This is a genomic window from uncultured Thiodictyon sp., from assembly GCA_903837595.1.
Lineage (GTDB): Bacteria > Pseudomonadota > Gammaproteobacteria > Chromatiales > Chromatiaceae > Thiodictyon.
The window spans coordinates 1-11,438 of sequence record CAILVI010000166.1 but is presented as its reverse complement, the minus strand read 5'-3'; the positions used below and the strand labels follow the sequence as shown (position 1 = coordinate 11,438).

The window sequence follows — 11,438 nt, the reverse complement described above, 5'->3', positions numbered from 1 at the left end:
TTACATATCAGTCAGATCAATGAGCAGGCCCTTCTGGATATCACCACCTATTTCGAGATCCAGCAGGTCAATCTGGAGAAGACTTATGTCATCAAGGACCTGCTCCTGTCCGCGGCGGAGGCCGAGATCGAGGTCCAACTTGCCGTACAGCAGAAGAACTCGGCCATCGCCGACTTCGACAACTCACTGCAGGAGAAGGAGAACCTCTGGCAGCTCTATCAGCGCGCATTGGACCAGCTCAGCTGCTATACCGAACGGTCCGCGCCGCTGCGCATTCTCAAGTCCCAGGCGACGATCGTGCTCGCCGATCGCATCAACTACACCGCTCACTATGCCTACCTGGCGGCCAAGGCGTTGGAATACCAAGACCTGATGCCCCTGGAGGATCAACCTGTCGTCGGCGGACTGAGCATCACCGACCTGTTTAAGGCCCAAACGACCAGCGACCTGGAGACATTCCTCCTCAAGCTAAATGCCTTGGGCACCACACAGTGCCCTTGGGGCACCTTCGACCCCCAATACCCGGTGATATCGCTGGCCTATGACATCCTGGGTCTGACCGACCGCTATCTGGACCCTGACGGGGATGGTCAGGCAACGCCGGGCAAATCGATCGCACAGGCCCGTCGTGAGGCGGTACAGGCGTTCATCATCGCCAATGTCAATGCGGCGGGGCACCTCCATTTCCCCTTTACGATTTCCGAGAATGCGTCTTTCTTCGCCGGTTCGCGCCAATACAACCTGAAGCTTTGGAGCGGGCCGGCGCCCTCGTTCTGTGAGCCGCTGGTGACACCGGTGTTGGGGACTGCGATCAACGTCATCAGCACGCAAAGCACAAACTTCAGGCCGAAGGTGCGCCTGCGCCAAACCGGGCACTCATCGCTGCGCAATGGCTTCGGGGAGGTCGTTTCCTATATCCCGATCAGCAACTTCCACTTCCTGTTTGAGGGCGGCGGCGATTTCGTCCCCTACAAGGAGGCGGAGTTTGTTGCCTACACGAACGCGACCGATCCAAGGACCCAGTCCGGCGGGACCTGGACCGGCGGATTCAAGGGCCGCAGCATCTCCGCATCGAACTGGGAAGTCGAACTGTTCGACTCGAGGGTCATGTATCCGGCGACCGACCTGAGCAAGATCACCGATATCCAGATCCACATGGATGCCATCGGCGAGTGCTGCTATTAGCTGCCAGGTGAGAAACCGGTCAGTCAAATCATGAAGCGGATGGCCTCACTCCTGCTGACCCTGGCAAGCCTGGTCTTGTCAGGTGCGGCTTGGTGCGAGAACAAGTCCGGCGTGGCACCCCAAGTGCTTTCCCTGCCCAGGGGTCCGGGTTCGATCGAGGGCCTCGGCGAATCATTCGAGCCGCAATTGAACACCGGCACCGCGGCCTATCGGGTCAAGCTCGCGGTGTCCCCCGGCGTGAACAAGCAGCAACCGGACCTGGCCTTGGTCTACAACAGCGGCTACGGAAATTCGCCGCTGGGGATCGGCTGGCGCCTGAACGTCCCCTGGATTCAGCGCCAGACGGACAAGGGGCTCCCGGCCTATACCGACTCCGACACCTTCATTGAGTCAGACGTCGGTGAATTAGTGCCCCTGGGCGGCGGTCTGTTCCGGCCGAAGATCGAGGGCCAGTTTATGCGTTTCCAGCGCGTGGCAGACGGCTGGCAGGTCTGGGCGCGCAACGGCACCCGGCTTGACTTCGGTACCACCGGCGCCGCACGACTGGGAACGCGGGAAGGCATCTTCGCCTGGCAGTTGGAGCGCTCGACCGACACCAACGGCAACGAGATACGCTACTTTTACGAGCAACACGGGGGGCAGGTCTATCTGTCCGAGGTCCGCTACAGCCTGATGTCGGCGACGGTCGATAAATCCGTAAACCTCATCTACGAGGAACGCGCGGATGCCTTCACCGACTATCACAGCCGCTCCCGCGTCCTGACGGCCCGGCGCCTGGCGGCGGTGGAGATGCGCTCCCAGGGGGCGCTGGTGCGCAAATATCGGCTTGACTATCAGCCCGCTGCGCCTTTCTCACTGCTGGCCCGCGTGGTCCAGATCGGTGCCGATGGGGCCAGTGCGCTACCGCCGATGTCGTTTGATTATAGCGGGTTCGATCCGACGAGCTATCGGGTCGCGGCACTGGCGAATCCGCCCCCGTTCGGTGTCTCGCTGACCAACTCAAACCTGGACCTCATCGACATCGACGGCGACGGACTGCCCGACCTGGTTCACACCGACCGCCTCGCGGGCGGCCACCGGTTCTATCTAAACCGGGGTCGGGGCACGCTCGCGGCGGAACCCATTGCACCCGCCGCCTCGCCCCAATATTACCTGGACACCAAGGGCGTGATGATGTCGGACATGAACGGGGATGGGCTGGCGGACCTCTTCATCCGGGGCGCTTCGGACTTCGGATATTTCCGCAACCGTGGCCAACTCACCTGGGAGGAGGCGGACTGGCACGCCTATTCACCCATGCCCGGCTTCAGCTTCCAGGACGCCAACGTGAGGCTCTTGGACATCAACAACGATAAGCTGATCGATGTGCTGCGCGATAACGGGACTGCTTATCAGGTGTGGATCAACCCTGGCGACGGCCCCTGGAGCCAGGCATTCGACGCCGAAACCACCCTGCCCGGCGGCGCCCACCTCTCACTGACCAGCCCCGGCACCAAGCTCGGTGACATGAACGGCGACCGGATGGAGGACCTGGTCTTTGTGCAGGACGGCTACGTTTCCTACTTCCCGAGCAAGGGCAACGGCGAGTTCGATGCCGAGGTCGAGATGGGCAACCCGCCCGACGGCTTCCTGCCGGCCGAGGCGACCCTGACCGACATCAACAACGACGGGCTCGCCGACCTGGTGGTGGTCGGCAACGAGCACGTCCGGGTCTGGCTCAACGGTGGCAACGGGGCCTTCAAGCCGGAAATCCTGCTTGAGGGCACGCCCGCGACCGCGGGCAACTCCGGCTACCGCTTCGCCGACATCGACGGCGACGGCTTCCGCGACCTCCTCATCACCAACCAGGACGCCAGCGAGCCCTATCAAACCGTCTCCTTCAACGCCGGCATCCACCCCTACCTGCTGACCCGCATCCGCAACGGCTTGGGCCAGGACACCCGCATCGACTACCGTTCCTCGATCGAGGACTACCTGCGCGACCGCGACGCGGGCAACCCCTGGTCACGCAAGCTGCCCTTCCCAGTCCAGGTGGTGAGCCGTGTGACGGTACGCGACAACAATAGCGGTCAGGAGTATATGACCGATTACCGCTACCGGGACGGCTATTACGATGGTGCGGAGAAGGAGTTCCGCGGCTTCGGCCAGGTTACCAAGGTCGAACAGGGCGGACCCGGCGCCCCCGGAGTGCAGACCAACTACAGCTTCGACGTCGGCGACCAGCAGGAGAGCCGTAAGGGCATGGCCCTGTCCCAGGCCGTGCTGGAGACGGGCGGCACCCTGAGCCCCCCGGCGGGACTCTTCGAAGTCGCCGACCACGGCCTCACCACCCGCACGCTCGCTACCGGCACCAACGGTGTGCCGGTCACCTACTCCTTCACGAATCAGACTGACACCCGGATCTTCGAGGGCACCGCGAGCGCGGTGACCCTGCGCCACGCCTGGGACCAGGACGGCTACGGCAACACCATTCAGGACCTGGACTACGGTATCGTGGCCGGCACCGATCTCGGCGCGGGCGGGGACGAGGTCCTGACCTATACGGACTACCGTATCGATACGGCCAATTGGATCGTCAACCGCCCAAGCCGGGTGCGCAAGACCGACTTGGCCGGCAGCTTCACGAGCCTTCAGCGCCTGACCTATGACCCCAAGGGCAACCTCACCCTGGACGAGCGCTCCCCGGACGGCTCGACCTTCATCCCGGTCGCCGCCAAGACCTATGACGGTTTCGGCAACGTATTGAAGATTACCGACGCTAATGGGCATTGGCGCGGGCTGGACTATGACCCGACCTTCCATGCCTTCCCAGTGCGCGAGACCATCGGCGGTCTGGGGCTTACCATGACCGCGGACTACGACCTGGGTCGCGGTCTCATGACCGGCTTCACTGGCCCCAACGGCCAGACCACCGGCTTCGGCTACGACACCTTCGGGCGCCTGACCCGCATCATCAAACCGGGCGACAGCGCGGCACTGCCCACCCAAAGTTTCGAGTACCGGTTAGCCGACCCGTTGAGTGCCATCGTCACCCGCTCGCGTGAGCAATCCGGCCAGCCCGGCACCTATGACGCCCTGAGCTGGTTCGACGGCCTGGGCCGCAAGCTCCAGACCCGCTCCGAGGGCGAGCACGGCGATTGGGTGGTCAGCGAGGCCGCGGTCTTCAATCAGCGCCGCGGCATCGCCCGCCAGTGGCTGCCACACCTTGCCGCAAGCCCCGACTATGCAGACCCGGACGCCACGCTTCCCCACACGGACCTGGAATACGACGCCCGCGGTCGCTCTGTGCGCGAGACCAACACGGATAGGACTTTCAGGTCCACCCGCTATCTGCCACTGGCCAAGGTCGCGTCGGACGAGGAGGACACGCTCGTGGGCGGTCCCCATGCCGGTACCCCGCAGACGAGCATCAGCGACGGCCGCCAACGTCTGATCGAGGTCCAGGAGATCAATGGAGCAGCGACCTATAGCACCCGCTACGGCTACGACGGGCTCGACAATCTCATCCGTATCCAGGACGACCAGGGCAACGTCAAGACACTGTCATTCGACGGGATGGGCCGCAAGACCCGTATGCTGGACCCGGACAAGGGCCTGATGACCTATGCCTACGACGGCGTCGGCAATCTGCTCGGCAGCACCGACGCGAAGGGCCAGACCATCGGCTATACCTACGACCCGGCCAACCGGACCCTCACCGAGACCAACGCGGGCGCCGGGGTGCAGGTCCGTTATCACTACGACGCCGACCTGCCCCCAGGCGGCCCGTCCCTGCAGAACACCCTGGGCCGCCTCGCCTGGATCGAAGATCAGGCCGGTCGCGAGGCCTATTCCTACGACGCCCGCGGCAATGTCGCGAGTCAAGTCCGTCGCCTCAGCGGGCTCGACTTCATCACCCGCATGGACCACGACGCGCAAGAACGCCTGACCCGCCTCACTTACCCGGACGGCACGGCGGTCGATTATGTCTACAATGCCATGGGGAAACTCGATGCCGTCCCCGGCTTCGTCACCGCCATCGACTATGCACCCACCGGCCAGAAGACCTCGTTCACCTTCGCCAACGGTGTGCAGAGCACCTATGGCTACGATGAGCGCCAGCGCCTCGCCCAACTGCGCAGCACCAGGGGCGCCGCCGTCCTGCAAGACCTGAGCTACGACTACGACGGGGCGAGCAACATCCGCCGCATCACCGACCGGCGTCCCGCCAAGACCCCCGAAGACCGGAGCGCCGACTACGCCTACGACGACCTCTACCGCCTGACCCAGGCCGCCGCCCCCGCCTGGACCGAGGGTTACCGCTACGACAGCATCGGCAACATGACCTACAAGTCCGACCTGGGGGCCATGACCTACGGCGTCGGCAGCGCCGGACCCCACGCACTGACCGGCGCCGCCGGCATCAATTATGGCTATGACGCCAACGGCAACCTGGCCGCGAAGCAGGGTTTCGCCTATGCCTTCGACTACCGCGACCGACTCGCCCGGGTCGACCGCACCACCGATGGCGCGGTGATCAACTATGCCTACGATTCCGGATTCGACCGTAAGCGTAAGACCGTCACACTGGGCGGGCAGTCCCAGACCACGCTCTATGTCGACCGCTACACCGAACTGCGCGGCGACCGGCTCATCAAGCAGGTCTTCGCCGGTGATCGGCTGGTCGCCCGGGTCAGCGTTGCGCCCTTCCGCCCCAGCCAGTTGGCCGGCTGGACCCCGCCCCGGACCTCGCTGGATCTCGACGTGAATCCCAAGGACGGCGTCATCAGCCTGGACGAGATCCGCGCCCAGGGCGCCAACCCCGCGCTGGTCGAGCCGGGGGAGGCGAGCGACGCGGTGCGTATCTACCAATTGAACCGCGAGGCCAACCCCGGACTGTTGCCCTTCGCCACACTCGCCGCCGCACTGCATGAGCAGGGGGCGCTGCCGCCGCCGGTGCAGACTCAGACGCTGTTCTATCTGCCGGATCATTTAGGGAGTGCCAGTGCGGTCATGGACTCGGGCGGAGGGTTGGTCGAGGAGTCGGTGTTTTATCCTTATGGGAAGGATCGGGTGCGGACGGGGGACTATGCGAGCGAATATCGGTTTCTTTTTAAGGAACTGGATACCGAGACGAACCTCTATTACATCGATGCAAGGTATTTGGATAGTGAAGTTTGTCGCTTTATATCCCCAGACAAGGCCGAGTTCGACCATCCCTACGCATATGCTTCAAATCCGCTGAAATATGCTGACACTAACGGTCTTTTCTTTAAGGAGGTTGGCTCGTTCGTCAGCAATATTGCCAACACGGCCGCTGAAGCCGTCTCGGCAAGTACAACGAGCGCTGTAACGGAGATTCGGACGATTATAAGTGCAACTGCCAAGGCAATAGACGAAGGGGCACGAGAAGCGATAGACGCTGCGCAGGTTGTTACCACTGCGACTGCAACAGGAATATCCAAGACGGTTGAGGTAACAGCGAATGTAGCAGTTTCTGCACTTGGGGAGGGCTTGGCAGTTGGACAGGCAATCGGAATCGAAATAGCAGAGAAGGGGGCTGCCGCAACCATGAGAGGGATTACATGGGCACGCAGGAACGGATTTTGGGACTTGCCTGGCGTGAAAGGCTCAATTACTGGACATGTGCAATACGCCCTTGGCGGGGCCAAGATATATAAGACCATAGGTAGCGCAGGAGCAGACTACGTATTTGGCAAAGCTGTGGACCTTGCAGATCCAGAGGGGAAAAATTTACCGGGCTCCGATTGGTTACCGGCACCTGTACAGCTTCTTATTAGAGGTCATGAAGCTGGTGGCGGAAAGGATGCCGAGGGACATGACTTTTGATCGGCATACGGCCGTACGTTGGGGTAACTGGTGCGACCGTACGTTGGGTTATCCGTAGGACCGTAGGTTGGGGTGACGAAGGAACCCCAACACCAACCCGCGGTGGCCGGCAATGTTGGGGTTAGTTCCTCACCCCAACCTACGGTGGAAGGCAGGTCAACAACGGTAAGGCAAGATGACCATGAAAACGAGAACACTGAACTGGCTGGCGGCCTGCTTTGTCCTGGCCGCCTCATGCCCGGCCACGGCGGACACCGCAAACCCGCTCACCGGCACCTATTACGGCACTGCCACCATCGAGCAGCCCGCCAGCATCGGGACCATCGACCTGGCCTTTTATCTCGATGTCACCGGCTCAGCCATCCAGAACGCGGGGAGCTACATTGACCTGGGCCAGACCCTGCTCTTTCCGGCCGTCGCGCCCCCGATTGGCGGCAAAGAGGTGGGTCCCCGGGTCAGTGGGAGTCTGGGCGCCAGCGCCTTTAACCTGAGTTCGCAGTCGTTCCAATCGGTGGTCAGCGGCAAGACTGTCAACCGGCAGGTCGTGCTGGACCAAGCCACCGTCGGGAATGGTGGGGCATCCCTCTCGGGACGCTACACCGAGACCGTCACCGAACTGACGCCGGTCCCCTTGGTCATCAGCGGGACCTTCATCCTCGCCAAACCCCTGCCAATCACCGCCGGCAGCGCCGCGGATCTCAACGGCGATGGCTGTCTGACCCTGGCCGAGATCCGCGCCGGCGGCAGCGACCCGGCCACCATCGAATTCAGCGACCTCAGCGCTGCACTCAATCTTTTCCACCAGACCGGGGCCAGCCTGCGCGTCGGCGACCCGCCGGGTCCCAATTGCACCAACGGCGAACAGACGCTTCAGCAGGCCCTGCGGGACTATCAGGCGGCCCAGCACTAGCGGCGCGGGAATACGGCAGGCGACGATCAAGCCCACGGCGACCAAGAGGCAAGCACCATGCACGGCAAACGGATCAGACAGCTTCTCATCGTGGGTCTCGCGCTGCTGGGAGCGACCAGCGTCCCCAGTGCCCAGGCAGCGGGCGAGGCCCTCTCACTCACGGTCAGCCCCGCCTTAGCCGGCGCCAATACCACTGCCGTGGTCAAGATCCTGAATCCCGCGGACGTGGAGGCCTTCAGCCTGGAATTGAGCTTCGCGAGCGGTCAGACCCTGAGCCTGCCGACCACGGGCTGGTTCACCCGTGGCGGATATTTCCCCGCGTCACCCTTCGGACCAGCCCCCACTGCCGACCTGAATGACTACATCGACAGCACCGCCCGCACCCGCGTCTATCTGGATGGGTTCAATCCTACTGCCGGCTCGGGGGCGGTCGGTGGCGTGACCTTCAAGGTCGCTGCCGGGGCCAAACCCGCCACCCCCACAGTCCCCGCCGACTCCCAGGTGATCGCACTGTCCGGGAAGTTCTGGTCCCGTTCTCTGCAGCGGGAGATCACCTTTCTACCGATCACCGCTGAGTTTACGGTAGCCGCCCCGCAAGACACGGACGGGGACGGTATCCCGGATAGCCAGGACAACTGCCCCACGGTCAAGAATCCCGATCAAACCGACACCAACGGCAACGGTGTGGGCGATGCCTGCGACACCCCACCGCTGGACAACGACCACGACGGCATCCCGGACTCAACCGACTCGGACGACGACAACGACGGGGTACCGGACGCGAGGGATAATTGCCCGCTGGTGGCCAATCCGGATCAGGCCGACGACGACCGGGACGGCATCGGCAATGCCTGCGATCCGACGCCGCAATTTTGCTGGGAGTGTCTGCCAAGCCGGCGGGGCTGGCGGGCAATCCTGCGTTAGCGGCGAGCGAGGGCGGGGGTGCGCGTGGCCACGCTTGCGCGGCCCGCGCCGCCCGCACGCCAATGGCATTTTAGGTTGTGACGATCCCCAAGGTGACAGTCGTGCGCGCGGCCGAGATCCGGCCAAATCGGGGGACCGCGGCGTTCAACCCCCCGCTCCCACTCAATCCAGATCAGGGGTCTCGCCAGTCGCGATGTAGACCACCCGCTCGGCGATATTGGTCGCACGGTCAGCGACCCGCTCGTACAGGTGCGCCACCCGGGAGAGTGCGAGCCCCGCTGCCGCCTGCGCCGGGTCCTCACGGATCGCCGCGGCGATGGCCGCGAGCAGTTCACCCTCCAGTGCGTCGACGACATCGTCGCGGGTCGCCACCGCGCGCGCCATGACCGCGTCACCGCCGTAGCGCCCGTAGGCCACCATCGCATCGCAGAACATCCCCACCGCCGTCGCGCCCATCTCGATGATCGGCGCGACGAGCGCCGCCGGAAAGCCCGGCTCGGCGTAACGCAGCAGCAGCCGGGCGATGTCGGCCGCGTAGTCCCCGATCCGCTCCAACTCCGCCACCAACTCCATGGAGGCACCGATGATCCGCAGGTCGAGACCCGCCGGCTGGTACGCCGCCAGCACCAGCAGGGCCTCCTGCTCCAGCAGCCGGCGCTGCTGATTGACCGCCGCGTCGCCCGCGACGATCGCCCGGGCCAGGTCGACGTCCTGCTCGCGCAGTGCGTCCAGTGACTGGCGTAGGGCCAGTTCGACCTGGTCCCCGAGGGCCAACAAGGCCCCGTGCAACGCCTCCCGCTTCTTTTCCACCAACAACCGCGACTGGGGCAACGTGGGTTCTCCGACTGTTTTCTGTCCCCTAGGGTTACCACCTCGCGGCGCGATACGCAATATTTTTGCTGCAACAAAACGCGGCTATAGTGGCCGGCGCCCCCCGTCGGCCCGGGCGGGACGCCGATTACCGATTATCCTTAAGATCCTGCGGAGTTTCCATGTCACATCGATTAACGCGGCTGTTGGTGGGCGCGCTCATACTGACACCACCCGCCCTCCCCCTGGCGCACGCACAGGCGTCCCCGACCGCACCCGACGAGGCGGCGGCCAACCTTCAACAGATCAACCACTTCGTTATCATTTATCAGGAAAACAATAGTTTCGATACGCTCTACGGGGGCTGGGAGGGCGTCAACGGGCTCGCCGCCGCCGACCCCGCCCGACAGTTGCAGAAGAACCAGGCCGGCCAGCCCTTGCGCTGCCTGCACCAGGTGGACGTCAACCTGAGGACACCACCGCAGCCAGGCACCTGCACCGACGACGCCAATGGGATCACCAGCGTTTTCCCGAACGCACCGTTTCGTATCACCGACTATGTCCGCTTCGCCGACCGGACGTGCCCACCACCTGGGACCCGTGCCCCCAGTGGCGTTCCCAAGGGTCAGGGCCTGCCGGGCGGCTGCACCGCAGACCTGGTGCATCGGTTCTATCAGGAGCAGTACCAGCTCAACGGCGGACAGATGGACCGCTATGTCACCGGAAGCGACGTCACCGGCCTCACCATGGGCTATTACGACACCATCCAGCTCCCCCTGTACCGCTACCTCCACGGGTCCTCACACCCGTCCTATGCAATCGCGGACAACTTCTTCCAGGCGGCCTTCGGCGGGTCCTTTCTGAACCACCAGTGGTTGATCACCCCGACAACCCCGGTGTTCTTCAACGCGGTGAACGACAGCTCCAAGGCCGACCTGCACGCGGTGCTGGACAGCAACGGGATGCCCGCGAAATACCCCCTCTATAACCCCACCGGGCCGGTCAAGGAGGGCCCGCTCACGGTGAAGTGTCCGGCGCCGATCGCGGGCCTAGCGTGCGGGGACTATGCCATCAACACCATCCAGCCGGCCACGCAGCCGTTCCTGCCCAAGACCCCGGACGCCAACCGGCTGCCACCCCAGACCAACCGGACCATCGGTGACACCTTGAGCGCAGCCGGAGTCGACTGGGCCTGGTATTCGGGCGGCTGGTCAAACGCGAACGGCGACCTCGAGGCCCCGGGTTGGACCAACGGCAAGGGCCCCACCTGTTCAGACCCCGAGGCCCACCCGGACGCCGTCTTCCCGAATTGCCCCGGCCAGCTCTTTCAGTACCATCACCAGCCGTTCAACTTTTACGCCGCCTACGCCCCGGGAACGCCCGCACGCCGGGAGCACCTGCGCGACGAGCAGGAGTTCATGGCGCGCGCCAAGCAGCCTGGGAGCGAGTGCGGCCTGAAGCCGGTGAGCTTCGTGAAACCCTACGGCGCCGACAACGAGCACCCCGGCTATGCCAGCGAGCATCACGGCCAGGAACATACGGTGGAGCTGATTCGCTCGGTGGTTGAAGGTCCCTGCGCCAAGGACACCATGATCATCCTGACCTATGACGAATTCGGCGGTCGCTGGGACCACGTCCCGCCGCCCGGGCAAGGCGGTACCCCGGGGCCGCACGACCAATGGGGGCCAGGCACCCGCATCCCCGCCCTGGTCGTGACACCGCAGCTTACCGCCAAGCAGGTGGTGGATCGCACGGCGCATGACACGACCTCGATCCTGGC

The 11,438-nt window shown here is 64.0% G+C and carries 5 protein-coding genes and 1 pseudogene; 5 read left to right on the top strand and 1 reads right to left on the bottom strand.

Annotated features, from left to right (window positions below):
* From QZY44_RS08860 to QZY44_RS08845, 4 genes and pseudogenes are all read left to right on the top strand, one after another.
* The coding region (locus tag QZY44_RS08860; protein WP_295445201.1) for a hypothetical protein at positions 1 to 1,185 on the top strand (1,185 nt) is incomplete at its 5' end.
* Positions 1,186 to 1,215: 30 nt separating this feature from the next.
* A complete protein-coding gene (locus QZY44_RS08855) occupies positions 1,216 to 7,014 on the top strand; it encodes a toxin TcdB middle/N-terminal domain-containing protein (protein ID WP_295445198.1) in 5,799 nt (1,932 codons plus the stop codon).
* Between the two features lie 181 nt (positions 7,015 to 7,195).
* The gene (locus QZY44_RS08850; protein WP_295445195.1) at positions 7,196 to 7,924 is read left to right on the top strand and encodes a hypothetical protein; all 729 of its coding nucleotides are present in this window, start codon (positions 7,196 to 7,198) and stop codon (positions 7,922 to 7,924) included.
* Between the two features lie 594 nt (positions 7,925 to 8,518).
* Positions 8,519 to 8,848: pseudogene (locus QZY44_RS08845) on the top strand (thrombospondin type 3 repeat-containing protein); the annotation flags it as partial.
* Between the two features lie 162 nt (positions 8,849 to 9,010).
* Here QZY44_RS08845 and phoU read toward each other — a convergent pair.
* Positions 9,011 to 9,679: a phosphate signaling complex protein PhoU gene (gene phoU / locus QZY44_RS08840; protein ID WP_295445192.1), complete on the bottom strand. Its 669-nt coding sequence runs from the start codon at positions 9,677 to 9,679 to the stop codon at positions 9,011 to 9,013.
* Positions 9,680 to 9,840: 161 nt separating this feature from the next.
* On the opposite strand from phoU, the gene QZY44_RS08835 reads away from it, so the two are divergent.
* Positions 9,841 to 11,438: alkaline phosphatase family protein (locus tag QZY44_RS08835; protein ID WP_295445190.1), on the top strand; the 1,598-nt coding region annotated here is incomplete at its 3' end.